Annotated in this window: 26 protein-coding genes and 1 riboswitch; of the genes, 15 read left to right on the top strand and 11 right to left on the bottom strand. The window is 48.2% G+C overall.

Annotation, left to right across the window (positions count from 1 at the left end):
- Window positions 1-77: 77 nt before the first annotated feature.
- Complete coding sequence (locus QZZ36_RS04025) at window positions 78-428, bottom strand: four helix bundle protein (RefSeq protein WP_295077146.1); 351 nt, start codon at window positions 426-428, stop codon at window positions 78-80.
- 36 nt (window positions 429-464) lie between these two features.
- Window positions 465-1,544, bottom strand: a complete 1,080-nt coding sequence (asd, locus tag QZZ36_RS04020; protein ID WP_295077139.1) for an aspartate-semialdehyde dehydrogenase — start codon at window positions 1,542-1,544, stop codon at window positions 465-467.
- Between the two features lie 100 nt (window positions 1,545-1,644).
- A riboswitch (Lysine riboswitch) is annotated at window positions 1,645-1,817 on the bottom strand.
- Window positions 1,818-2,016: 199 nt separating this feature from the next.
- Between asd and queA the strand changes: the two genes are divergently transcribed.
- The 8 genes from queA to QZZ36_RS03980 all read left to right on the top strand — a co-directional run bounded on the left by queA (window position 2,017) and on the right by QZZ36_RS03980 (window position 9,921).
- Window positions 2,017-3,048 carry a tRNA preQ1(34) S-adenosylmethionine ribosyltransferase-isomerase QueA gene (gene queA, locus QZZ36_RS04015; RefSeq protein WP_295077136.1) on the top strand — a complete coding sequence of 344 codons (1,032 nt, stop codon included), beginning with the start codon at window positions 2,017-2,019 and terminating at the stop codon, window positions 3,046-3,048.
- A 31-nt stretch (window positions 3,049-3,079) separates the two neighbouring features.
- On the top strand, window positions 3,080-3,457 hold the full coding sequence (locus tag QZZ36_RS04010; RefSeq protein ID WP_295077128.1) for a hypothetical protein: 378 nt from the start codon (window positions 3,080-3,082) through the stop codon (window positions 3,455-3,457).
- A gap of 65 nt (window positions 3,458-3,522) precedes the next feature.
- Window positions 3,523-4,653 carry a tRNA guanosine(34) transglycosylase Tgt gene (gene tgt / locus QZZ36_RS04005; protein ID WP_295077125.1) on the top strand — a complete coding sequence of 377 codons (1,131 nt, stop codon included), beginning with the start codon at window positions 3,523-3,525 and terminating at the stop codon, window positions 4,651-4,653.
- 19 nt (window positions 4,654-4,672) lie between these two features.
- Window positions 4,673-4,981 (top strand): GIY-YIG nuclease family protein, encoded by a 309-nt coding sequence (locus QZZ36_RS04000; protein WP_295077123.1) that lies wholly within the window; start codon window positions 4,673-4,675, stop codon window positions 4,979-4,981.
- A 14-nt stretch (window positions 4,982-4,995) separates the two neighbouring features.
- On the top strand, window positions 4,996-6,243 hold the full coding sequence (gene hflX, locus QZZ36_RS03995) for a GTPase HflX (RefSeq protein WP_295077121.1): 1,248 nt from the start codon (window positions 4,996-4,998) through the stop codon (window positions 6,241-6,243).
- A gap of 112 nt (window positions 6,244-6,355) precedes the next feature.
- Window positions 6,356-7,630 carry a methionine gamma-lyase family protein gene (locus tag QZZ36_RS03990; protein ID WP_295077118.1) on the top strand — a complete coding sequence of 425 codons (1,275 nt, stop codon included), beginning with the start codon at window positions 6,356-6,358 and terminating at the stop codon, window positions 7,628-7,630.
- Between the two features lie 103 nt (window positions 7,631-7,733).
- Window positions 7,734-8,075, top strand: a complete 342-nt coding sequence (locus QZZ36_RS03985; protein WP_295077115.1) for a phenylpyruvate tautomerase MIF-related protein — start codon at window positions 7,734-7,736, stop codon at window positions 8,073-8,075.
- Window positions 8,076-8,085: 10 nt separating this feature from the next.
- On the top strand, window positions 8,086-9,921 hold the full coding sequence (locus QZZ36_RS03980) for a dockerin type I repeat-containing protein (RefSeq protein WP_295077110.1): 1,836 nt from the start codon (window positions 8,086-8,088) through the stop codon (window positions 9,919-9,921).
- Window positions 9,922-9,939: 18 nt separating this feature from the next.
- Here the strand turns inward: QZZ36_RS03980 and ispF are convergent, their stop codons facing one another.
- Window positions 9,940-10,425 (bottom strand): 2-C-methyl-D-erythritol 2,4-cyclodiphosphate synthase, encoded by a 486-nt coding sequence (ispF, locus tag QZZ36_RS03975; RefSeq protein ID WP_295077106.1) that lies wholly within the window; start codon window positions 10,423-10,425, stop codon window positions 9,940-9,942.
- Window positions 10,426-10,451: 26 nt separating this feature from the next.
- Entirely contained in the window at window positions 10,452-11,639 is a 1,188-nt protein-coding gene (locus QZZ36_RS03970; protein WP_295077103.1) for a cation:proton antiporter, read from the bottom strand.
- Window positions 11,640-11,870: 231 nt separating this feature from the next.
- Here QZZ36_RS03970 and rpsF point away from each other — a divergent pair, with 231 nt between their 5' ends.
- Genes rpsF through rpsR form a run of 3 tightly spaced genes read left to right on the top strand, consistent with a single transcriptional unit; the run spans window position 11,871 to window position 12,997 of the window.
- The gene (gene rpsF / locus QZZ36_RS03965) at window positions 11,871-12,167 is read left to right on the top strand and encodes a 30S ribosomal protein S6 (RefSeq protein ID WP_024860702.1); all 297 of its coding nucleotides are present in this window, start codon (window positions 11,871-11,873) and stop codon (window positions 12,165-12,167) included.
- A 29-nt stretch (window positions 12,168-12,196) separates the two neighbouring features.
- Window positions 12,197-12,715 (top strand): single-stranded DNA-binding protein, encoded by a 519-nt coding sequence (locus QZZ36_RS03960; RefSeq protein ID WP_295077099.1) that lies wholly within the window; start codon window positions 12,197-12,199, stop codon window positions 12,713-12,715.
- Between the two features lie 39 nt (window positions 12,716-12,754).
- Window positions 12,755-12,997, top strand: a complete 243-nt coding sequence (gene rpsR / locus QZZ36_RS03955; RefSeq protein ID WP_295077096.1) for a 30S ribosomal protein S18 — start codon at window positions 12,755-12,757, stop codon at window positions 12,995-12,997.
- A 97-nt stretch (window positions 12,998-13,094) separates the two neighbouring features.
- Here rpsR and QZZ36_RS03950 read toward each other — a convergent pair whose 3' ends face one another.
- A complete protein-coding gene (locus QZZ36_RS03950) occupies window positions 13,095-13,313 on the bottom strand; it encodes a DUF378 domain-containing protein (RefSeq protein WP_295077211.1) in 219 nt (72 codons plus the stop codon).
- A gap of 135 nt (window positions 13,314-13,448) precedes the next feature.
- Here QZZ36_RS03950 and QZZ36_RS03945 point away from each other — a divergent pair, with 135 nt between their 5' ends.
- Both QZZ36_RS03945 and QZZ36_RS03940 read left to right on the top strand, forming a co-directional pair.
- Window positions 13,449-14,096: a nuclease-related domain-containing protein gene (locus QZZ36_RS03945; RefSeq protein ID WP_295077093.1), complete on the top strand. Its 648-nt coding sequence runs from the start codon at window positions 13,449-13,451 to the stop codon at window positions 14,094-14,096.
- Window positions 14,097-14,124: 28 nt separating this feature from the next.
- Window positions 14,125-15,744, top strand: coding sequence for a glycosyl hydrolase 53 family protein (locus tag QZZ36_RS03940; protein ID WP_295077090.1), 1,620 nt, complete (start codon window positions 14,125-14,127; stop codon window positions 15,742-15,744).
- A 31-nt stretch (window positions 15,745-15,775) separates the two neighbouring features.
- On the opposite strand, the gene QZZ36_RS03935 is transcribed toward QZZ36_RS03940, so the two are convergent.
- The 5 genes from QZZ36_RS03935 to secA form a co-directional block, all read right to left on the bottom strand.
- Window positions 15,776-16,444, bottom strand: a complete 669-nt coding sequence (locus tag QZZ36_RS03935; protein WP_295077087.1) for an HAD family hydrolase — start codon at window positions 16,442-16,444, stop codon at window positions 15,776-15,778.
- 3 nt (window positions 16,445-16,447) lie between these two features.
- On the bottom strand, window positions 16,448-17,320 hold the full coding sequence (gene hslO / locus QZZ36_RS03930; protein ID WP_295077083.1) for an Hsp33 family molecular chaperone HslO: 873 nt from the start codon (window positions 17,318-17,320) through the stop codon (window positions 16,448-16,450).
- A gap of 13 nt (window positions 17,321-17,333) precedes the next feature.
- Window positions 17,334-18,101, bottom strand: coding sequence for a class I SAM-dependent methyltransferase (locus QZZ36_RS03925; RefSeq protein WP_295077080.1), 768 nt, complete (start codon window positions 18,099-18,101; stop codon window positions 17,334-17,336).
- 103 nt (window positions 18,102-18,204) lie between these two features.
- Window positions 18,205-19,248, bottom strand: coding sequence for a hypothetical protein (locus QZZ36_RS03920; RefSeq protein WP_295077077.1), 1,044 nt, complete (start codon window positions 19,246-19,248; stop codon window positions 18,205-18,207).
- Between the two features lie 225 nt (window positions 19,249-19,473).
- On the bottom strand, window positions 19,474-22,236 hold the full coding sequence (gene secA, locus QZZ36_RS03915) for a preprotein translocase subunit SecA (RefSeq protein WP_295077074.1): 2,763 nt from the start codon (window positions 22,234-22,236) through the stop codon (window positions 19,474-19,476).
- 642 nt (window positions 22,237-22,878) lie between these two features.
- On the opposite strand from secA, the gene QZZ36_RS03910 reads away from it, so the two are divergent.
- Entirely contained in the window at window positions 22,879-23,418 is a 540-nt protein-coding gene (locus QZZ36_RS03910; RefSeq protein WP_295077070.1) for a 4'-phosphopantetheinyl transferase superfamily protein, read from the top strand.
- 213 nt (window positions 23,419-23,631) lie between these two features.
- A complete protein-coding gene (locus tag QZZ36_RS03905) occupies window positions 23,632-23,877 on the top strand; it encodes an IreB family regulatory phosphoprotein (RefSeq protein ID WP_295077066.1) in 246 nt (81 codons plus the stop codon).
- A gap of 77 nt (window positions 23,878-23,954) precedes the next feature.
- Here the strand turns inward: QZZ36_RS03905 and QZZ36_RS03900 are convergent, their stop codons facing one another.
- Entirely contained in the window at window positions 23,955-24,902 is a 948-nt protein-coding gene (locus tag QZZ36_RS03900; RefSeq protein WP_295077063.1) for a glycoside hydrolase family 25 protein, read from the bottom strand.
- Between the last annotated feature and the right edge of the window lie 134 nt (window positions 24,903-25,036).

Here is a 25,036-nt window from a genome sequence, read left to right as displayed (position 1 = left end):
ATTAGGAATTCGGAATGCGGAATTCGGAATTAATGGTGTCGGCTGCGCCGACATATCCGAAAACCGTCCTTCATTACCTATTGTTCTTTTTGGTGTTTGGTTATAGCAACAAGAAGACTTATAATCTCCTGACATTCCGAATATATCCCTTCAAAAAAATTGTTTTCAATATAACCGCTCTCGTTCAACAATTCAAGCCAGTATTCTGTTTCACTTGCTTCTTTAAGAGAAATATTCAATTTTGCATAAAAATCAGATTTGCTTTGTCCTCGAAGCGCTTCTTTTATATTAGCACCTATACTTGTTCCGCTTCGTAAAAGCTGTTTTGACATCACATATTCTTTTTTCTCGCTAACAAGGTACTTATATAGCCTTATGCACCTTAATGCAAATACTTTGCTTTTGAAAGCAACAATGTTATTTTTCATAATAATAATTCCGAATTACGAATTCCGCATTCCGAATTAATCAAAGTATCCTTTAGCAGCAAGGAGTTCAGCAAGGAGGACGCCGCCGCCTGCTGCGCCTCTGAGTGTATTGTGTGAGAGGCATACGAACTTGTAGTCGTACTGTGTATCCTCGCGGAGACGACCCGTAGATACTGCCATACCGCCTTCAAGATTTCTGTCCAGCTTAGCCTGAGGACGGTCGTTCTCCTCGAAATAGTGTATGAACTGCTTCGGAGCGCTGGGAAGTTCAAGCTCCTGGGGTACGCCCTTGAAGTTTTTCCAGAGGTCAAGTATCTCTTCCTTGGAAGGCTTATTCTCGAATGTTACGAATACAGCAGCTGTATGGCCGTCTGAAACGGGCACGCGGAGACACTGAGTCGTGATATTCGGAGCTGTTGCCTTTACGATCTCATTGCCCTTTATCTCGCCCCATACCTTGAGGGGCTCCTGCTCGGACTTCTCCTCCTCACCGCCGATATATGGGATAAGGTTATCGATCATTTCAGGCCATGACTCGAAGTTCTTGCCCGCGCCCGAAATAGCCTGATAAGTACAAGCCAGCACATTCTTCAGACCGAACTTTCTGAGCGGGTGAAGTGCGGGAACATAGCTCTGTATCGAACAGTTGGACTTGACCGCGATAAAACCTCTCTTTGTGCCGAGACGCTGGCGCTGAGCCTTGATTATCTCGATATGCTCCGGATTTATCTCCGGAACTACCATAGGAACGTCGGGAGTGAATCTGTGAGCGGAGTTATTTGAAACGATAGGACACTCAGCCTTTGCATAAGCCTCTTCAAGAGCCTTTATCTCGTCCTTTTTCATATCTACGGCGCAGAAGCAGAAATCCACCATGCCTGCGATCTTCTCGATATCGCCTGTAGCGTCCATAAGGATCATATCCTTCATGGAAGCGGGCATGGGAACTGTCATCTTCCAGCGGCTTCCTGCTGCCTGCTCATACGTCTGACCCGCGCTTCTCGGTGAAGCAGCCAGAACCTTTACATTGAACCACGGGTGGTTTTCGAGCAGAGTTGCAAACCTCTGTCCCACCATGCCCGTTGCGCCTATAATACCAACATTATACTGTTTCATATTGACCTCTCCTTAAAAATTTTCCATAAAATAATAAAAACCGGTTGCAAACCGGCTCATCATGCGTTATAATAGAAATGTTGACATATCATGATATTAATATGCCAGTAGCTCTCCATCAAAAGCATGATGACAGCTGTATACCTCTTAAACATACAGCCAGAACTGAATTTACCAAAGACAGCTCTTCGGCGGCATTGCCTTTCGCTGTACACCATCGGACAGGTGGTCCCGTGTGCAGGTACTTTTCGCAGCCGCGCCTCTACCTTAGTAATTATAATAGCACTTAAAACAGCTATTGTCAATACATTCTTGAAAATTTATTCACATAAATCAAAAATTAGCTTTGCTAAATTTTGATTTGAGCCGTTAGCCCATTGTAGGGGCTGCCTTTGGCAGTCCGATAATAAAGCGGCAAGCCGCTTCCTAATGGCTAAAAGCCAAGGACTAAAGGCTAAAAAAGGAGATATTAATGGAACTTCTCAAATCCGATTTTTACTACGAGCTCCCGGAGGAGCTCATAGCCCAGACTCCCATAGAACCGCGGAACGCCTCTCGTATGATGTGCGTTGACCGCAGGACAGGAGCCATAACTCACGACCACTTCTATAATCTATGCGACCACCTCAAGGAAGGTGACCTGCTGGTAATGAACGACTCACGAGTTATTCCCGCAAGGCTCTACGGCGAGAAAATAGGCAATCAGACCTTTATCGAGTTCCTGCTTCTTGAGCAGAAGGGGGATAAGCTGTGGGAAATAATATGCCGTCCCGGCAAGAAAGCCAAAGTGGGAACCCGGTTCTCATTCGGCGGCGGCAGGCTCGTTGCAGAGGTCGTTGAGGTAAAGGACGACGGCAACCGTATCGTACAGTTCCAGTGCGAGGGGAACTTCTTCACTGCCCTTGAGGACGTGGGACAAATGCCGCTTCCTCCGTACATAAAGGAAAAGCTTGAAAACCGCGAACGCTACCAGACAGTATATTCAAGGGAGCTGGGCTCCGCGGCCGCTCCCACGGCAGGACTTCACTTCACTCCGGAAATGCTTGACGATATCCGTTCACGGGGCATAAAGACGGCATTCGTAACGCTTCACGTAGGTCTTGGCACCTTCCGACCCGTAAAGGAGGATAACGTCCTTGACCATAAAATGCACAGCGAGCACTATCATCTCCCCAAGGAAACTGCCGACCTCATAAACGAGACAAAGAAAAACGGCGGCAGAGTCATCGCAGTGGGCACCACAACCTGCCGCACACTTGAAAGTGTAGCTACATTTTACAGAGATATTTCCGAGCGTGACGGTTATACGGATATATTCATCTATCCGTCCTATGAGTTCAAATGCATCGACGGACTCATAACGAACTTCCACCTTCCGGAAAGTACGCTGATAATGCTGGTATCAGCATTTATGGGCTACGACAACACTATGAACGCATATAAGACCGCAGTTGAGGAGCGTTACCGCTTCTTCAGCTTCGGAGACAGTATGTGTATACTGTAAAAACATATTATTAAGGAGATATAGAATTTAAATGAGTGATATTGAGCTTTCTGAATTTTTCAAGGGTATAATCGACTATGAGGAAGGACCTATAGTTATATGCAACCTTGATTACAGGGCGGTCTATGAGAATCCGGCTGCGCTGCACTTTTACTCCGGCGTCTCTCCCCTCACCGGCAGACTCCTCTCAACGGTCATGGACGAGGAAATGATGAGCAAGGTGGTAATGAGCGTAGAATGGTTCAAGGAAGATGCCAAGAACAACAAGGTATTCGCGCTCCATGACAAGAAAAACAATATGGATATGTACATACTTGCGATCAGGAACGCAAAGGGAGAGCTTATAGGCTTCTACGGACGCCGCGAGGACAGAAATCCCGATCAGGGCAAGGAATTCGACCTTGACTGAAATCAGCCTGTTTCATTGCCATACCGCACAGGCTGAATGTTTATAAAAATAATAAAGGAGAAGCTATGTTCAAACTTCTTAAAACCGACAATAAAGCCAGACGAGGCACGTTTGAGACCGTTCACGGCACTTTTCAGACCCCCTGCTTCATGAACGTGGGAACTGCCGCAGCCATAAAGGGCGGTATTTCCTCTGTAGACCTTAAAGGGCTGAAAACTCAGGTGGAGCTCTGCAATACCTATCACCTTCATCTCCGCCCCGGCGACCATGTGGTAAAACAGATGGGCGGACTGCACAAGTTCATGAACTGGGACAAGCCCATACTCACAGACAGCGGCGGATTTCAGGTCTTTTCACTGGCTCAGCTCAGAAAGATAAAGGAAGAGGGAGTATACTTCGCTTCACATATAGACGGTCACAGGATATTCATGGGACCGGAGGAGAGTATGCAGATACAGTCAAATCTCGCCTCCACCATTGCAATGGCTTTCGACGAATGTATTGAGAATCCCTCCCCTTACAAGTATGTTGCCGCTTCCATAGAACGCACCACACGCTGGCTGATACGCTGCAAGGAGGAAATGGCAAGACTGAACAGCCTCCCCGATACTATAAATAAGCAGCAGCTTCTTTTCGGTATAAATCAGGGTTCCACCTTTGACGACCTCCGCATAAAGCACATGGAGGATATCTCAAAGCTTGACCTCGACGGCTATGCTATCGGCGGACTTGCCGTGGGCGAGGAAACTGAGGAGATGTACCGCATAATAGATGTCGTCGAGCCCTATATGCCGGTACATAAGCCAAGATATCTCATGGGAGTCGGAACTCCCTCGAATATAATCGAAGCAGTCGCAAGAGGTGTGGATATGTTTGACTGCGTTATGCCCAGCAGAAACGCCCGTCATGCCACTGTGTTCACATGGAGCGGCATAATGCACCTGAACAACAAGTGCTACGAGACAGACCCCCGTCCCGTGGACGAGCAGTGCGACTGCCCAACCTGCCGCAATTTCAGCAGGGCATATATCCGCCATCTTTTCAAAGCGAACGAGCAGCTTGCCGGCAGACTTGCTGTGCAGCACAATCTTTATTTCTACAATACACTTACGGAAAAGATCAGAGAAGCTATCGACGAGGACCGCTTTGAGCAGTTCCGCCGCAGATATTCGGAGCTTCTTGCCACAAGGATATAATACGGCAGCTTCCCCGGTCATGTATTACGTTTATATAATAAAGTGTGAGGGCGATATGCTCTACACCGGCATCACCAACAATGTCGAACGGCGCATGGACGAGCACTTCGGCAGGAGCGAAAAATGTGCGAAGTTCACACGGGCACACAGGGCGCAGTCCCTTGAAGCCCTCTGGAGCTGCGGAGACCGGAGCCTCGCCTCGAAGCTCGAATACCGCATAAAGCAGCTGACCAAAGCCCAGAAGCTAAGGCTCATAGCAGACAACGACTGCTTTGCAGAGCTTTTCGGCATTGAAAGCTCAGAGCTGTACCGGCGCGAGACCATATAGATAAGGAGTACATCATGTACGAAAACAAGACCGAAGAACTCCCAGTCAGAGCTGTTCTTGCCTGCGTTGACACAGGCGAATTTGACGCGGAGGTCTCCATAAACGAGCTCGCCGAGCTTGCTTCCACAGCAAATGCGGAAGTAGTGGGCTCGGTGATACAGAAAAAGCAGGCTTACGACCCTGCGACCTGTATGGGTGCAGGCAGGCTTGAGGATCTGAAGGAGCAGCTTGAAGCCCTTGACGCCGAACTGATAATATTCGACCACGAGCTCACAGGCGTTCAGGTGCGCAACATTGAGGATATCCTCGGCGTCAGAGTTATCGACCGCACCACCCTGATACTTGATATATTTGCTCAGCGTGCCCGCACAAAGGAAGGTAAATTGCAGGTGGAGCTCGCTCAGCAGAAATACCGTCTCCCACGTCTTACGGGTATGGGTACTGCCCTTTCAAGGCTTGGCGGCGGTATCGGTACAAGAGGTCCCGGTGAGACAAAGCTGGAGACCGACAAGAGACATATCCGCAAGCGTATAAGCTACCTTGAGGCTGAGCTTGAGGAACTGAAAAAGCACCGTAATTTCTCACGCTCACGCCGCAAAAAGGACGGAGTGCTCTGCGCGGCTATAGTAGGCTATACCAACGTCGGCAAATCAACTCTTCTGAACGCCCTTACCGACGCGGGAGTCCTTGCCGAAAACAAGCTTTTCGCAACCCTCGATATCACCTCCCGTGCCATAGAGCTCCCCGACGGCAGGAGCGTCATGCTCATAGATACCGTAGGGCTTATAAGAAGACTTCCCCACAATCTCGTTGAAGCCTTCAAGTCCACTTTGGAAGAGGCTGCGGCTGCGGATCTGATACTCAATGTACAGGACCTCTCCTCCCCTGAGGTAAAGGAACAGGCTGAGGTCACGGAAAAGCTGCTGGCGGAACTGGGCTGCGAGGGTATACCACAGATATACGTCATGAACAAGGCAGATGCGGCTCCCTTTACGGATACAGTTTTCGAGGACGACAATACAGTCATGATAAGCGCAAAGGAACACACCGGCTTTGACAGGCTCCTTGAAAGTATAATGCGGAATCTCCCAGAGACCGCAAAGCGCATGAAGCTGCTTATCCCCTATGACAAGGGCGGATTTCTCGGCAAAATACGTCAGGACGGCAAGGTGTTCTCTGAAGAATATGCCGAAAACGGTACTCTCATTGACGCTCTTGTGGACATCAAGCTCGTCAAGGAGGCGGAAAGCTACAAGGTGTGAGAGTTCGTTTTTGAAAACTCGTTGACATCAATACAGAAAAAGGATATAATCTAAGTAAGATAAATCAAAATTTTGCTTCGCAAAATTATGATTTACAAAGAAAGGGTAAATAATGAACAGTAAAATAAACGAATTGTACGGCTTCGACAGCAGGCTCGCTGAGCTCGCAGCTCAGGCGGAAAAGAACTGCGCGGAAGCCTTTGAAAGAATAGATTCAAATGCCGAATACTGCGGCGCAAAGGTGCTGAAAGCCTTTTCCGACAACAAGGTAAGCGAGCCCTGCTTCTATGGCTCTACAGGCTACGGCTACGGCGATGTGGGCAGAGAAGTGATAGACAAGGTCTTTGCTCAGGCTCTCGGCGCCGAGGACGCACTTGTGCGCTTCAACTTCGTGTCCGGCACTCACGCCCTGTCTGTAGCGCTATTCGGAGTTCTCAGGACAGGCGATAAGATAGTCTCAATTACCGGAAAGCCTTACGACACACTTGAAGAGGTCATAGGTATCAGCGGCAGCAAGGGTAACGGCTCTCTCATGGACTACGGTGTTGAGTACGGGCAGGTCGACCTTAACCCGGACGGTACTCCCAAGCTTGACGAGATAACCGAAGCCGTAAAAGGCGCCAAGGTGGCTTACATACAGCGTTCAAGAGGCTATTCCCTGAGAGGGGCTTTCACTGTATCAGATATAGAAAAAATGGTAAAAGCCGCTAAGAAGGGCGATCCGGATATAATTGTAATGGTGGACAACTGCTACGGAGAATTCGTTGAGGACAGAGAACCCACCGCTGTGGGCGCTGATATCATCATCGGCTCTCTCATAAAGAACGCAGGGGGCGGTATCGCTCGTACAGGCGGATATATCGCCGGCAGAGCCGACCTTGTGGAGCTTTGCTCCTATCGTCTCACCTGCGTGGGAATGGGCAAGGAAGTAGGCTGCACTCTCGGTATGAACCGTGAGATGCTCCTCGGACTCTTCTTTGCTCCCGATGTTGTTGCAAACGCCATAAAGACCTGCACCTTCGCAGGCGAACTATTCAGTCTCCTCGGATTTGAATGCTCTCCGAGAAAGGACGAGCCGAGAGGAGATATTATCACTGCTGTAAAGCTTGGTGACGAGGAACACCTTTGCGCTTTCTGCCGGGGAATACAGAAAGGCGCTCCTGTTGATTCCTTTGTTACTCCCGAACCATGGGATATGCCTGGCTATTCAAGCCAGGTCATCATGGCTGCCGGAGCTTTCACAAACGGCGCTTCCATAGAGCTGTCAGCCGACGCTCCCATCCGTGAACCATTCGCGGTTTGGATGCAGGGCGGTATCACATATACCAGCGGAAAGCTTGGTGTAATGCTCGCGGCTCAGGAAATGCTTTCAGAAGGACTTATATAAATCATAATTTTGCTCCGCAAAATTACGATTTGCGCCCCTACACAGGACGCCGTCCCCTACAAACATAAATTTTTATTTAATTAAGAAATAAGGAGGAATTATCATGCCATTTATCAATGTCAAGACCAATGTTTCTGTTTCCGATGAACAGAAGAAAAGTATCAAATCCGCTATGGGACAGGCTATAACAGCTATCCCCGGCAAGTCCGAGGGCTGGCTCATGGTGGGTATAGAACCTGAGTACGACCTCTGGTTCAAGGGCGAGGACGCTCCTGCAGCTATGGTGGAGGTCTCCATCTACGGCAGTGCTTCCTCCAACGCGCTGGTAACGCTGACCAGCCATATCACAGGCATTCTCACAGATAATATAGGTATCCCGTCAGACCGTATATACGTAAAGTATACAAGTACCAGTGACTGGGGCTGGAACGGCTCGAATTTCTGAGGTGATAATAATGAAAATTACAAAATTATTCGCTTCCCTGGCATCAGCAGTTATATGTATCTCTTCCGTATCTGCCGCAGTTACCGGCGATAACGGCTTTCATGCTTCGGCAGACGAGTGGTACTTCGCAGGAAGCACCTGCGATCCCCTGCATGACACTTCCCGTGATATTCAGACCGAGGGTGTGGGCAATCCTTTGAATTTCGGCGAGAGAAATACTCCTGCCGACGCTTCAACGGCAGAGATACGTGCTATAAACCACAAAATGACAGTTCAGGAAGTAAAGTACGCTCTCTACAAGGAGATAGACGAGCACTGGGATCTCATATCCACACGTCTCGGACAGCCTGACCGCGAAAAGATGTACGCGCTTTTCCTCGGACTCGGTACGAGAGAATCCACTCTCGGCGAAGGCAAGATAGGTTCGGATCACGAAACAGCTTATGAAGACGGCTGGGGCGTCAACTCCGCCCACGCATACGGCACTCTCCAGACTGCAGTTACCGCCTTTGCTGACTGCGATCCAAAATTCATGCCTGAGGACAATGTACCGGAAATGTTCCAGTATTCGTTTACCGAATCAAACTTCTACGACTGCATAATTTCAAATCATATGGGTATCAGAAAGATACTCCACTTTGCGGAGATATGCATAGACGAAGAGGGAATGCACGGCTATCAGGTAATCAGAAACAGCCTCAAGGGCTTCAATACAGGCTGGTGCTATGCTGCGGACGAGGGCGCTTACTCGACCTACGCCGATGAGATATGCTCACTGGCTCAATTCTACTACTACGAGGGGCACCTCTACGATAATGTATTCTCATGGACATCGGCAGGTGCGGATATGGAGAAGTACCGTACAGCCAACCGCTGGGACTGGTGGGGCGACGGTGAGCCCAGCATGGCTCCCATAGGGGAAAAGCAGGTAACTACCACAACGACGACTGCCACCACTACAACTACAACATCGACCACCACCACTTCAACAACAACGACTACCAAACCGACAACAACTACAACTTCGACCGATTCGTCAACTACCACTTCTGTAACTTCAACAACTATCGTGACAGGACAGACTCCCGCGATAATATGCGACAAACCCGATCTCAAGATCGGTGAGGAAGCGAATATCACAGTTAAGAACGCTTCATCAGTTTCGATAAAGCTGGCAAAGAATGAATATGACAGAGACCTTATCGTTGAAGGTGCGTTTGAAATAACAAATACAGGCTCGGATTCCGTTTCCGTAAAGGCTTTGAGCAGCGGTGTTGCAGTCTTTGACGTTGTTGCGGACGACCTTTCCGAAAGAGTGATAATCACAGCAACAAGTGACAGCGAGAGCTATGATGTTATCAGAAATGCCCGTGTTGAAAGAGTGACGAGCGGCTCTGAAGCGACATTGAAGATAGAGGGCTTTGACACTTACCACTTCAATGCGGACTCCTTTGATTTCATAATGGAAGTCGGAGCTTTCCAGAAGAAGATCGCTCTCACAGAGGGAAATGTAGTTTCAGGCGTTATCTGCCACGGTGCTCCCGATTACAGAATGATAATCTGGGCAGCTCTTGCTCTTGATGAACCGGCTTCCGACAAAGCTGTATACGGCGACGCCAACTGCGACGGTGAGATCGATATGTCAGACGCAGTGCTCATTATGCAGGCACTCGCCAATCCCAACAAATACAGTGTGAGCGGTACTGACGGCAAGCACATAACAGATAAGGGACTTGTAAACGCAGACGTTGATACGTCAAGCAAGGGACTGACCTCAAACGATGCCCTGCGCATACAGGAGTACCTGCTTCACAAGATAGATTCCCTTGTTCCTTCGCAGAAATAAACATAAAAAAACGGAAGCTTATGCTTCCGTTTTTTTATACATAAGTGCGACCGCGTGTGCTGACATACCAAGCTTTTCACCGGTAAATCCAAGATGTTCCTCTGTAGTCGCCTTAACGCTTATCTGAGATACGTCACAGCCGCATACCCTTGCGATATTCTCGCGCATAGCCGTGATATAGGGAGCCAACTTGGGAGCCTGTGCGATAACGGTCGCGTCGATATTCCCTATCTCCCAGCCCTCCGCTCTTATCCTGCGGCAGACCTCCTCCATCAGCTTCATGCTGTCGGCGTCCTTGAAGCTGTCGTCGTTGTCTGGGAAAAGATGACCTATGTCCCCCATAGCAAGAGCACCGAGCATTGCGTCCATTATTGCATGAGCGAGCACATCTGCGTCGGAGTGACCGAGAAGACCGGTGACATGAGGTATCTCTATGCCGCCGAGTATTAGCTTCCTGCCTTCAACAAGCTTGTGAACATCGTAACCGTGACCTATTCTGAACATATTATTCTCCTTTCGCAGATCATAATTTATTGATTTACGCCCTCGGGCTCAGATCTGCCGAAGAGAAGCTTCAACACTATGGGCGTTACTATGCTTGATACAATTATAAGAAGTATTACAGCCGTAAAATATGATGAGTCTATTATACCGAGGCCAAGTCCCTTGTTTGTAATGATAAGTGCTACCTCTCCCCTCGTCATCATTCCCGCGCCTATCTTGAGGCAGTCGAGCCAGCTGTATTTAAAGCATTTTGAAACAAGTCCGCAGCCGATTATCTTACTGAGCATTGCCACAATGACAAATCCTATCGAAAAGACTATCATGCTCGAATCAACATTGCTGAAATCCGTTTTCAGTCCGATACTTACAAAGAATACCGGAGCAAAGAACATATAGCCGTTTATACTTACACGGCGGTCTATGTACTCGGCATCCCGGACGTTGCAGAGGATTATTCCGGCTATGTATGCGCCTGTGATATCGGCAATTCCGAAGTACTCCTCAGCGATATAAGCCATGAAGAAGCAAAGAGTTATTGCAATTATCGGGATTCGTCTTGTGTGAGTATGCCTTTCATCGTAGAACCTGAACAGCTTGTAGATAATGAAGCCCACCACAAGCGAAAGCACGAGGAACAGGAATATCTTTCCCGTCACAAGAAGGGTATTGCTTTCGGGGTCCTTGAAGCCGAGAACGAAGGTCAGGACTATGATACCGATAACGTCGTCGATGATAGCGGCGCTGAGTATGGTCTGTCCCACACGTGTTTTCAGCTTGCCCATTTCCTTCAGCACCTCTACGGTTATGCCGACAGAAGTCGCTGTCATTATGCAGCCTATAAATACCGCCTTGAAAAACTCGTCCGTGCCGAACTCCGAAAAGCCGTAAATGCTCATATACAGCAGACTGCCTCCCACAAGGGGCACTAACACTCCCACGCAGGCTATCAGGAAGGCGGCAAAGCCGGATTTTTTCAGCTCCTGTAAATTTGTCTCCAGTCCTGCGGAGAACATAATGAGTATTACGCCTATCTCAGCCATCTGCCCTATGAACTCCGAGGGCTCCGTCCAGCCGAGAAGGCATGGTCCGATTATCAGACCCGCGATTATCTCTCCCACAACCATCGGCGCTTTACATCTTCTCGCAAGAAGCCCGGCTGCCTTGGCAAAAATAAAGATCAGCGCAAGATCTTTAAGTATCTTATAGGTTTCCATTCATATCCATCTTCTTTCGCAAATAAAAGGAGCATAAATGCTCCCTGTCTGCTTCTATTATACTATGATTTTATTCGCTTGTCAACTTTATCACATGAAATATAAGAAAAAAATGCTTGACAAGCATGAAATATAATGATATAATAATTGAGTATCGTGTGTAAACAGATACCATTATTATCCTTGCCCGCAGTAAGTTGCCGGGCATGATCCCAGAAGGAGGTGTGCTAAATGGCAAAGGTATCCGCTAAGTATGAAGTAATGGTTGTTTTCAGCCTCAAGAACGGCGAGGAGCCCATGAAGGCTCTCGTAGCTAAGTTCAAGGAGAGAATCGAGCGTCACGCCGAAGCTGTTGAAGTCAACGAGGATTGGGGTAAGCGCAAGCTTGCATATCCTATCGAGGACGAGACAGAGGGCTACTATGTGATCTATACATTCCAGTCACAGCCCGATTATCCCGCTGAGCTTTCAAGACGTCTCAACATCACAGACGGCGTTCTTCGTTCACTCGTAACAGTTGTTGAATAATTCTACTTCATTATTTAGGAGGCGCTAAGATGAATAAGGTCATTTTAATTGGAAGGCTCACTGCCGATCCTGAGTTGAGACAGACTCAGAGCGGTATCGCTTCATGCAGATTCACAGTTGCCTGTGACAGAAGATTCGCCGACAAGAATACCGGTGAAAGACAGGCTGATTTCATCAGCTGTACAGCATGGAGACAGACTGCCGAGTTCGTATCAAGATATTTCAACAAGGGTAAGCTTATTTGCGTAGAAGGCTCCCTGAGAAATAACAACTATCAGGATAAGAATCACCCCGACGTTACTCACTATACCACAGATGTACAGGTGGACAATGTCGAGTTTGTAGGCGGCAAGGGCGAAAGCGGCGGCAACGGCGGCGGTTATCAGAATAACGGCGGCTACGGTGCTCCCCAGAACAATTACAATAACAGTTATTCCGCTCCTCCACAGCAGGCAGCTCCTCAGCAGCCCGCACCTAATGACAGTATGTCTTACGGCAACCTCAGCGATTTTGAGGAAATACTCAGCGACGGCGACGTTCCGTTCTGAGCAGATTAACTTTACTTTATTACGATAGGAGGAAAAGTCATGGAAAAGGAAAGAAATGCCCGTCCTGCAAAGAAGCCCCGCAAGAAGGTTTGTATGTTCTGCGCAGACAGGATCGAAAAGATCGATTACAAGGATCTTACCAAGCTCAGAAAGTGCATGACTGAAAGAGCTAAGATTCTTCCAAGACGTGTAACAGGCACTTGCGCTTACCATCAGCGTGAGCTCACAGTTGCTATCAAGAGAGCAAGACACATCGCTCTGCTTCCTTATATCAGCGACTAATCATAAAAACCAAGGGAGGCATTCGCCTCCCTTTTATGTTTATACGCATATTTTATGTAGCCGCTCCTTACGGCATCGGTAAAGGAGCGCGTCAGGTCTATCGGTCGATGTTCTGCACGGCAAGCTCCTCGTCCTTGCGGAAGAGAAGAGATATGCACCATACTGCCGAAATTGCCACGAGAATGTAGATAACACGGCTGAGAGCGCTGTCTGTACCGCCTAAAAGCCACGCTACCATGTCAAACTCGAATATACCGACCAATCCCCAGTTTATTCCTCCGATTATCAGAAGAATAAGAGCTATCTTGTCCCACATACTGAGAACACCTCTTGATTCGGGATTTTGGCGTTTCCGCCAATCACCGCCGACTGCCGCTGTCTGCGCATTCCGGCGGTACAAAGCTATTATCGCCTTAAAAGCCCGGTTTATTCATTACGGAAGGAGAAAAAAATGTTTTTTGAAAATATTGCATTATTTGACCTCGACAAAAAAACATGGATACTCATTGCAGTCGCCGCAGCTGCCGTCCTGCTGCTTTTCCTTTATGTATGCGTACATTTCAGCAAGGGAAAACGCAAGGGCAGAGCTGCCGAGAAAAAAGTGGCAAAGATACTGAAAAAGCTCGGCAAAGCCGACCGTATCAGGATCATCAACAACGCCTATCTCCCCCTCTACAATAAAGCCTGCGAGGTGGATCACCTTGTATTCGGACGCTTCGGAGTCCTCGTCGTGGAGACCAAGGGCATATCCGGCAAGGTAACAGGCAGCGGCAAGAACCTTACTCATACCATAGGCAGCAAGTCCCATAAGTTCTACAACCCACAGATGCAGAACAAGACACATATCGACAACGTGACCCACCATCTGAAAAAAGGCGGCTTCGACAATACTCCCGTGAACGGAGCTGTTGTATTCGCCGCTAAGGATATCGAGTTTCCCTCAGAGCTGGGCACCGATATCAAGGGACTTGAAAAGCTGTACAAGTCACTTCCCGACGCTGGCTGCAATCAGGACGTGCTGTACAACTACTTCAGGGATATGCAGGTAAGGAACCCTCTGAAAAAAGCATGGATCAGAACACGCAAGAAAAACGACTGAAAACAGGCAAATGCCAAAGGAGTTAATCATGAAAGCAAAAAGGTTTATCGCGATGGCGGCGGCAGCGCTCATAGCCTTTACCTCTGCGCTCCGCACTGAAAGCACACAAAGAGCAGCTGTAGCTGCAAATATCCCCTCAGTCACATTCAACAATTTTGACAGCCGTGTAAACGGCGGCGAGCCCATACGCGGCGTGGATATCTCCTCTGTCATCTCCGTCGAGGAAGCAGGAGTAAAATTCTATGACGATAACGGCAATGAGCAGGATATCTTCAGGACTCTCGCCGACCACGGCGTGAACTATATCCGCGTAAGGATATGGAACGAACCTCACGACGATAACGGCAATACCTACGGCGGCGGACACTCTGATCTTGAAACTGCCGCTAAAATAGGCAAACGAGCCGCTCAGTACGGCATGAAGCTCCTTGCAGATATACACTATTCCGATTTCTGGGCTGACCCGGCAAAGCAGACCCGTCCCAAATACTGGCAGCCTCACGATCACAATAAGCTGAAAGGTGAAATATACAACTGGACCTCATGGGTCGTAAAATACCTCACCGAAAACGGCAGTGACATCGGTATAGTCCAGATCGGCAACGAGACAGACTGCTTTTTCTGCGGCGAGAAGGATATGTACAAGATATGCGACCTCTTTTCAAGCGGAGAAAAAGCTGTGCGTGACTTTGACAGGAATATCCTCATAGCTCACCACTTCGCCAACGCAGGCAACGGTCACTTCGGCTGGTACGCACAGGTAATGGACGAGTGCAAGCTGGATTACGACGTTTTCGCCAGCTCCTACTATTCCTACTGGCACGGCTCACTTGACAACCTCAGGAATACTCTCACCGATATCGGCAACAAGTACAACAAGTACGTCATGGTAGTCGAGACAGCCTACCCCTACACCAACGAGGACGGCGATACCTTCGGAAACAGTGTAAGCTCAGGCTCCAGCGGAGCAGAACTGAAATACGACATATCCGTTGACGGACAGGCTAAGGCTCTTGCCGATGTGTTCCAGACTGTGGCGAACTGCAACGGTCACGGTATAGGCGTTTTCTACTGGGAGCCTGCATGGCTGGGAGTTCCCGGCATATCATGGCAGGAGCAGAAGCAGCACTGGGAACAGCAGGGCTCAGGCTGGGCAACGGTCTACGCCAAGGACTACGACAGCGGAGCTACCGAAACAGGCGGTTCTTCCTTTGACAATCAGGCTCTTTTCGACTTTAACGGCAAACCTCTGGAGTCGCTTGACGTATTCCTGAACATCTATCCTCAGGAGAAAAAACAGGTAACGACCACTACTACAACTACCACCACAACAACCACAACAACCACAACAACAACAACAACTACTACTACTACTACTACTACCACAACAACGACCACTACCACCGCTGAGCCTACTGAAATAAAGGAGATAATACTCGGCGATATCAACAGTGACGGAACAATAGACATATTTGACGTTGTAGCGCTGAGAAAGGCTTTACTTACCGGAAACAAGTCACCTGAACTCGACCTTAACTCCGACGGAGAAGCAGGCATTGCTGACCTTGTTAAGCTGCAAAGCTATATCCTCGGCACTAAGGACAACGACCTCACAAAGAAAACAATAACCGTAAAAAAGAACGGATAACGCAAAGCCGCTGCGATCGCAGCGGCTTTTTTCAATTTAATATAAAATCAGCGATGTCAGAGGGCTTTTCCGCAATGGAGCTGCACAGCTCCCTTCTGTTCTCGCTTATGCAGGCTTCAAGCTCAGCACGTCCGCGGAATCCCCACGCACAGCCGATAAAGCCGATATCGGCATTGACTGACGTCATGACGTCCACGTTGCTGTCGCCGATCATATAAGCTTCATACTCCTCGTCCGGAAGCTTATCGTATATCTCAAGTATCACAGCAGGATCGGGCTTGAGCGGTCTCCTGTCGCCTCCGCCGAGCACGCAGAGAAAATCTATTTCAGGGAGCAGCTTTGCCACAATCTCCCTTGCGGCATCTTCGGGCTTATTTGTGGCGACCACAAGGATAACGCCGTTATCGCGGAGCCTTTCAAGAGTTTCTCTCATGCCGTCATAAAGTCTGGTCTTGTCAAGATAATGATGACTGTAATACTCCTTGAACATGAGGTAAAGCTCCTCAGCCTTGTCCTTTTTATCATCGGGAAGAGCCCTGAAGCAGAGCTTCCTTGCCCCGTTTCCCACCATTTTCTTGTACTCCGCATAGTCATGGGTCGGACAGCCGAGCTGCTCCAAGCCAAAGTTCACCGCGTCCCCAAGGTCATATATAGTATCCGCAAGAGTGCCGTCAAGATCGAATACAGCAAGCTTCTTCATGTCTCACTCACCTATGAGCTTTCTTATCTCTTCGGGAGTAAAAACGTACTCCCTGCCGCAGAAATGGCAGCTCACCGCCGTGTCCCTGCCCTCATCGGCAATAGACTTCAGCTCGTCCTTTCCTATACTGATAAGAACTCTCTCTGTGCGCTCACGGCTGCAATCGCACTTGTACACGGGAGAAGCCGTATCCAGCACATTGGGTTCAAGTCCGTCAAGGAGCATATTTGCTATCTCCTCCGGAGTTATGCCCTCGTCCAGCATTGCCGACACAGGGCGAATCTTAGCCACATTTTTCTCGATCATGTCTATGCATTTCTCGTCCGCGAACGGGAGCAGCTGCACAAGGAAGCCCCCTGCCGCTTTTACGGTAAGGTCAGGATTTACCAGGACTCCGAGACTGCATACCGTAGGTATCTGCTCGCTCGTAGCGTAATAGCTTGCTATATCCTCCGCTATCTCTCCCGAAACAAGGGGAATGACACCCACATAGGGCTCCTTTAGTCCCATGTCCTTGACTACCGAGAGAGTGCCGTCATGTCCCACAGCTCCGCCCACGTCAAGCTTTCCCTGAGCGTTGAGTGGAAGCTCCACAACGGGATTGTTCACGCAGCTCTTGACATTGCCTCTGCTGTCCGCAACTGCCACAAGCTGTCCGGACGGACCGCCGCCGTCCACACGGAGAGTTACGCTGTCGCCGTCGCCCTTCAGCATATATCCCATAAGTGAAGCAGCTACGGTAAGCCTTCCGAGACCTGCCGTGATAACAGCCGAGGTCTTGTGTATGCGTTCTATCTCCGAAACTATATCCTTAGCGTCAAGTACCTCCGCAAAGGCTGAGCCGTCTGCGGATATCGCTCTGTACAAATTTCCCATTTTCATTGTCCTTTCAGTATTTCTGACCGCTTCTGATACACCTTGCTGCGTAGACTATGCGCTGTGAATCAGCTTTCGGCGGTTCAAGGGTATCATCGCCGTACTTGCCCAGCACCTCGAAGCCGCATTCTGCAAGAAGTCTTTCGATATCCTCCTCGCTGTATGCCTTTTCCGAAAAGCCGTCCGAGCTTCGTGAGTAAAGCCCGTTTTCCTCCAGTTCGAAGAACTGCAGCTCCATTTTCACTTCAAGAGTATCGGGATCAAGGGTATTCTCCCACACGCAGTAAACGTGCTCGGTCTCATAGGTAAAGGTATTGTTTGCAAGTATCTCCCTGTGCTTGTAGGGAGTATTCACATCGAATATGAACAGTCCATCCTGCTCGGAAAAGAAGGCAACTCCCTCGAATACCTTCCTGACGTCGTCAAGGCTGTCAAGGTGATTTATGCTGTCAAGGGCGCATATCGTCACATCTACAGTACCGAACATATCCAGCTTCCGCATATCCTGACAGAGATACTGTATATCCGCTCCGCTGTCAAACTTCTTGTCAAGAGCTATACCAAGCATCTCGTCGGAATTGTCCACGCCTATGACATCATAGCCGAGACCTGCCATGACCTCGGAGATACTTCCGGTACCGCAGGCAAGGTCGAGGAGAATATTCTCCTTTGTGGTCTTGAAGCGCTGTATTATGCCGTGGAAATACTCTCCGCGGCGTTTATAGTCTATATTTGCGGTAAGCTCGTCATAATACCGCGCAAAGGCACTGTATCCGCTCATTTATCCGCCCTCCTCCGCAACTTTTTCCGTACTCAAACAACGGGCTGACGCCTATCGGCGCAGCCCGTCACACGTTCTTCTCCGCAGGGAGAAGCAGCCGTTTTCAGTTATAATTATTTTCACTGGAAGGCTCATCGTCTGATGTCGGCTCCGTCGGTACCTGTTTTCCGTCGGAAACTATCTCGCCTTCCTTGTTACGTATCTCACTTGATATAACTTCGCCGTCGCTGTCATAGTAGACATACTCTATGCGTATTTCGCCCTCTTCATCAGTATACTGATGGATACTGCTCTTCAGAACGAGCTTTTCAGGTCCGTTCCATTCATAGGTCCTGGATTCGTACTCTATATTGTCGTCCTTTTTGTCATATACGATCACAGATCCCTTTTTCAGTTCATCAAGCTCGACGAGATTCTTCAGAGAATTCATTTCCGGCCATGTGGTATATATACCCTTTTCACAGTCATAACGGTAATATCTTCCTGATTTGTTGAGCTCATCCTGCTTTTCAATGATAAAGAGATCAGGATATCCGTCATCATCAAAATCTGCATTGACAATAAAGTCGTCAAGTTTCTTGGTATGATCCTTCTCAATAGCCTCTGCTATCTCTGAAGTATCTACATCCCTGAGTACCTGTACCGTTACTTCTTCTCCGTTCTTGTCAGGACGCATGACCTTTATCTCATTATTATCATTTGATTTCGTATCAAGAGATAAACTGATCTTGCTGTAATCCTTAGGATCGAACGTAGACGTCTGCGTCGTAGGCTCGGCAGTAGTTGTAGAAGAAACCGTTGTGGTAGTCCTCTGTACTGAAGGCACCGATCTTGTTGTACCGTGTACGACTCCGTCATTCACGGCCGTAGCTCTTGTTATCGTCGGTGAAGTCACCTTATTTGTGGTATGTGCAGCTGTAGTGCTTCCCGATACCTTATTGCCTGCCGTCTTTGTGGTAGTGGCATCTACAGTAGACATCTCGCCTGTAGTCACCACAGTCTCATACGTAAGTACATCAGTCGTTGTACCGTTTACCGAACCGGAAACTATATTATTTACATCTTTATCCGTATCAGGCTTTTCCGTCACAAGTCCGCATCCCGAAAGAAGTGCAAGAAGAATAACGGGAAAAATGAGCTTTTTCATATTGTCACCTCATAAAACCTTTCTCTCTCTGAGATACCATGCAAAGCCTCAGCAGACAGACTGCCGCAAGACCTCCGTTCCCATCGGCGGTCCTCAGAAAGCAGCGTCCGTTTCTGCCGCAGCAGAACACAGTATAAAAAACCATCTCTCATACCTGTCAATTTCTGATCCCCTGAGACCGGTATCTAACCGGTCCTGAAAGAATGCGGATGCTCCGCATTCTGATTATTTCGCAGCCATGTCCTTTGCCTTGCAGCACTTCTTGTACTTTTTGCCGCTGCCGCAGGGACACGGATCGTTATCGCCTATTTTCTTTGAACGGACAGGCTCGTCGGAAAAGCTTCCGTCGCCTGCTCCCGCATTCGGTGCGTCGGGCTGTGCAACCTGTTCACGCTCCGGAGCCTCGTTCTTCTGGAGTCTTACAGTAAGGAGCATACGTATCGTATCCTCACGGATAGAATCTACCATAGCGTCGAACATCTCGAAGCCCTCGTAACGATACTCGATAACAGGGTTCTTCTGACCGTAAGAACGGAGCCCGATACCCTTCTTGAGTTCTTCCATATCGTCGATATGAGCCATCCACTTTGTATCAACTACCTTGAGAAGTATAACACGTTCGAGCTCACGCATGATCTCCGAGCCGTACTCCTCTTCCTTAGCCTGATAGATCTCCCCTGCCTTGTTGCTGAGAGCGTTGACGATATCCTCCTTGGATACCTCCTGAAGCTCTTCATCTGTAAAGCTCAGATCCTCAGGACCTATGAGCCAGCCAAGGAAATGCTCCTTGAGTCCGACTACATTCCAGTCGTCCTTGACCTCGTTATCAACAAGGTATGTGTCAACTGTAGTATTTATGAGATCCTCCATCATCTTGAGAATGCTCTCGTGGAGGTCCTCACCGTCAAGCACCTGAGATCTCTGCTTGTAGATGATCTCACGCTGTGTATTCATAACGTCGTCGTAGTTGAGGACGTTCTTTCTTATGCTGAAGTTCTGTCCCTCGACCTTCTTCTGTGAAGACTCAATGATCCTTGTGAGCATCTTGCTCTCGATAGGAGTATTCTCGTCGACATTGAGGGTCTTCATAAGGTTCTCAAGGCGGTCGCCCGCGAATATACGCATGAGGTTATCCTCGACTGAGAGGAAGAAGCAGCTTTCGCCCTCGTCGCCCTGACGTCCTGAACGTCCGCGGAGCTGATTGTCGATACGGCGTGATTCGTGGCGCTCCGTACCAAGGATATAAAGTCCGCCGGCTTCCTTTACGGCAACTGCCTTTTCCTTTACCTCTGCGTTATACTTGTCATAAAGCTCACGGTAGAGCTTTCTTGCCGCGATTACTTCCTCATCGTCAGTATCTGCGAAGCCGATAGCCTCTGTGATGATCTCCTCAGGGATCTCACGCTTTCTGAGCTCGGCTCTTGCCAGGAACTCAGCGTTACCGCCGAGCATGATATCTGTACCACGTCCCGCCATATTCGTAGCGATGGTAACGGCGCCGTACTTACCTGCCTGAGCGACGATCTCAGCTTCCTTTGCGTGCTGCTTTGCGTTGAGGACCTCATGCTTGACGCCCTTTCTCTTCAGCATTGCGGAAAGGAGCTCAGACTTCTCGATGGATACTGTACCAACGAGGATAGGCTGTCCTTTATCGTGACACTCTATGATCTTGTTTATGATAGCGGCATATTTGCCCTTCTCTGTGGTATATACCTGATCGTTGTGATCGATACGTATTACCGGCTTGTTCGTGGGGACCGCGATAACGTCGAGCTTGTAGATCTCCTTGAACTCATCCTCTTCGGTCATGGCAGTACCTGTCATACCGGAAAGCTTTGTGTAAAGACGGAAGAAGTTCTGGAAAGTGATAGTTGCAAGGGTCTTTGACTCGCTCTTGATCTTAACGCCTTCCTTAGCCTCGATAGCCTGGTGGAGACCGTCGTTGAAGCGGCGTCCCATCATAAGACGTCCTGTGAACTCGTCAACGATAATGATCTCGCCGTCCTTGACAACGTAGTCGATATCGTTCTTCATTACGCCGTTAGCCTTGATAGCCTGATTTATGTGGTGAAGGAGGGTCATATTCTCAGAGTCCATAAGGTTCTCTACCCTGAACGCCTCCTCAGCCTTCTTGACACCGCGCTGTGTGATAGTTGCGGTCTTTGCCTTTTCATCAATGATGTAATCTGCGTTTTCGTTGACGGATTCCTGATCCACCTTGTCGTCCATTTCAACGACGGTAGTAGCGGTAAGTGTCTTCGCAAAACGGTCAACGATAGCATAAAGGTCTGTGGACTTGTCGCCGCGTCCTGAAATGATAAGAGGTGTACGCGCCTCATCTATGAGGATAGAGTCAACCTCGTCCACGATAGCAAAGTTCGGAGCACGCTGAACGCGCTCTTCCTTGTGGGTAACCATATTGTCACGGAGGTAATCAAAGCCGAGCTCGTTGTTGGTAGCATAAGTAACATCACAGTTATATGCCGCACGGCGCTGATCGTTGTTGAGTCCGTGGAGGATACATCCGACTGTAAGTCCGAGCCAGCGGAGAACCTTTCCCATTTCCTCAGCCTGAGTCTTGGCAAGGTAGTCGTTAACGGTAACGACATGAACGCCAAGTCCTGAAAGAGCGTTGAGGTATGAAGCAACGCAGGCAACCAGAGTTTTACCTTCACCTGTCTTCATTTCGGCGATACGTCCCTGATGAAGAACGATAGCACCGATTATCTGTACGGGATAGGGCTTCTTTTCGAGAACTCGCCATGCAGCCTCTCTTACTGTTGCAAGAGCTTCAGGGAGGATATCGTCGAGAGTTTCGCCGTCCTCAAGTCTCTCTTTGAATTCAGCAGTTTTAGCTTTAAGCTCTGCATCTGAAAGAGCCTGGTACTCCTCGTCGAGTTCAAGCACTTTATTCTTTATTGGCTCTATACGCTTCAGCTCACGATTTGAGTAAGCGTTGGCGCCGAAAATGTTTTTGAATAAACCCATTTTAGTTTTCCGCCTTTACTTTATTATAGTGTAGGTCTGATAAATCATATAAATAGACATAATATATTTTACAACAAACGACAGTGTTTGTCAATACCTATAATATAGAAATAGCGGACCAAGTCCGCCATTTCGTCAAAAATCACATAACAAAGCGCCAAAGGGCAATAACTTGGTTGCCTATAGTCATTATCCCGGCAAAACTCCGTGAATTGATGCATTATCTTAATAAAAAGCTCTGAAGCTATCTCCCTGATAACAAACGAGGAAACCGGCTTTGCCTTACTTTTTCTGCCGCAGGTCTGGAAGCGGCAGAATAAACACCCCTTTCGGGCAAAGCCTGCTGCGGCACCGCTGATGCCGCTGTTTTCCTCTTGTCTCTGATAATCCCTGTATCATGCGCAGATGAGCGTTTTTATCAAAAACTATATCATGATATGATAATAACATTTCTTAGGTCATTTAACAAGACGACAAATGTCACTTTTGAAGTGACATTTGTCACTTTTTGCTGTAAAAGTAAAAATAATATGTTATAAGAGCGGAGCCCGCACCGCTGTGTTCGCGTCAGAAAAGCGGAGTTTATCTCCGCAAGTGTTGCTATTTCGATAATTATATGTTATAATGCGGGTGGTGATGAATATGCTTATGATCTCGATAAAGGATATGGATAAACGTGAACTGCACAGCCATGCACACAGGCTTCTCAGGGAGTGCCTGCGCCCGTACCGTATAGACTATAATGAAGATACTCCGGTATCAAAGGGAAAAATGGGCAAGCCTTCCCTCACGGAACGTCCTGATATACACTATAATCTCTCCCACGCCGACGGGATAGCCGCCTGCATCGTTTCAGACTGCGAGTGCGGAATAGACTGTGAAAGGATAAGAGAATACCGTCCTAACGTGATGAAAAGGGTCTTCTCAGACAGTGAGCGCTCAATGGTCGAAAATGCCGGAGAAGGCAAGAAAAATGAGCTTTTTTTCCGGCTTTGGACACTGAAGGAAGCCTATGTCAAGGCAATCGGTGTCGGTATCTCTTACCCGATGAACACAGTAGAGTTCAGCTTTGAAAACGGCATGATAAGATCAAACATAACAGACTGCCGCTTCCGGCAGTATATAGTCGGAAACGGCGGATTCGTGATCTCAGTCTGCGAACTGACCGATACTTCTTTTTAGAATGTTTTGTGGAACTTCGGCACGATATGACTTTTCACGACCTCCCCCTGCTGTGCAAAATTCCTAAATTAATAAATAAAATTCGTTCAAATCGGGAAAAATTACGATTTATACTTGCATTGCCGCCGTATTTAGGTTATAATAATAACAAGCTTCTTGTTTGATCCATAGCGTTCCATCAGAAGTATTCCACAACAGCGGGAGGCTGATATTATGTTCGATAAAACAATGACATTCTCCGTCAACGAGGACAAAGAGGCAGAGCTCAAAAAAAATCTCACCATTATCTATGACGCTCTGACGCAGAAGGGCTACAACCCCGTTAATCAGATAGTAGGATATATTCTCTCCGAGGATCCTACATACATCACGACATACAACAATGCAAGAAGCCTTATCCGTCACATCGACCGTGACGAGCTTTTACAGGTCCTTGTGAGGTCATATTTAAATGCATAAAATCAAAAGACGGTCCGCGGGCCGTCTTTTTTGTTAATGCTTATGAGTGCTTTTTGACATAGAGTTATCGGCGTTTTTCAGTATGGTCTGAAGCAGATATTGAGATCAACATCTCCCACTATTCCAGGGATCCTTCCGGTGCTGGAATACTGCCATATCTTGAAATCATAGTAGTAGGAAGGCTTTTCATCATACTCAGCCAGCCAGAAATCATAATCCTTCACACGGGGAAGATCCAGCTTGTGCATGGATGTAGCCTTATTCTGGTATATCATCGGCGTATATCCCGAATCCTTTACCCTTTCGCAGAAAGCCACACAGCAGTCCGCAAGAGCTTCAACGCTGACCTCATCGGTACGTGCAGCGTCATGTACTATCTCCCAGTCGTAAACCACGGGATATGTGATATCATAAGGCGCCAGTGCGTCTATTACAGCGTCGGCTTCCTCAACAGCCTCGTCGGCATTGGTCGCCTGCGAATAGAAGTATGCGCCCACCTTTATGCCGGCTGCCTGAGCTCCCTCGATATTCTGCTGAAAAGCTGAATCATATGTAATTATTCCGTCGCCATAAGTACGGTAGCCTATGCGTATGAAGGCAAAGTCTATACCCGCCTGCTTTACCTGAGTCCAGTCGATCTCTCCCTGAAACTCGGAAACGTCAACACCGGTAGTTGAAACTGCCTCGCCGTTTTCCATGTAGTAAGCATAACCGTTGCGCATGGTTATTTTGTCCGTGTCAATGGTGCTTGCCGGAACATCCGAATAGACCGGCACAAAGATCTCTCCGTATGTATTGTCCTGCATGAGTATCTTTTTACCGTCAAGCTGATAGAAGGCTTCCTCTTTTTCTATGACCGCCCTTCTGCGGACCTGCTGCTTTTCATTTTTTGCATTTGCGGGCACAGCATCTCCTCTGCCGCGTATCAGTCCCACAAATATAAGGACGATAACAAGAATCAATATTATCACGGCTTCAAGGATAGCTATGCTCCTGAACCGTATACGTCTTTTGTTGTCTGCCATTTCTTCCTCCATGATATTTTTTCTGCAAGTATATAATATCATATTTCCCGCCATTTGTAAACATTTTATTTCATGGAAATAATAACACTTTTGTCACAAAAGGCGTTTTTCACTCAGATTTCAGTATTCTTTCA

Origin of the sequence: Ruminococcus sp. (assembly GCF_016287535.1) — a bacterium.
In the GTDB taxonomy this organism is placed as follows: Bacteria; Bacillota; Clostridia; order Oscillospirales; family Ruminococcaceae; genus Ruminococcus.
Note: the sequence above shows the minus strand (reverse complement) of the source record. Positions and strands in the feature narration are given on the sequence as shown.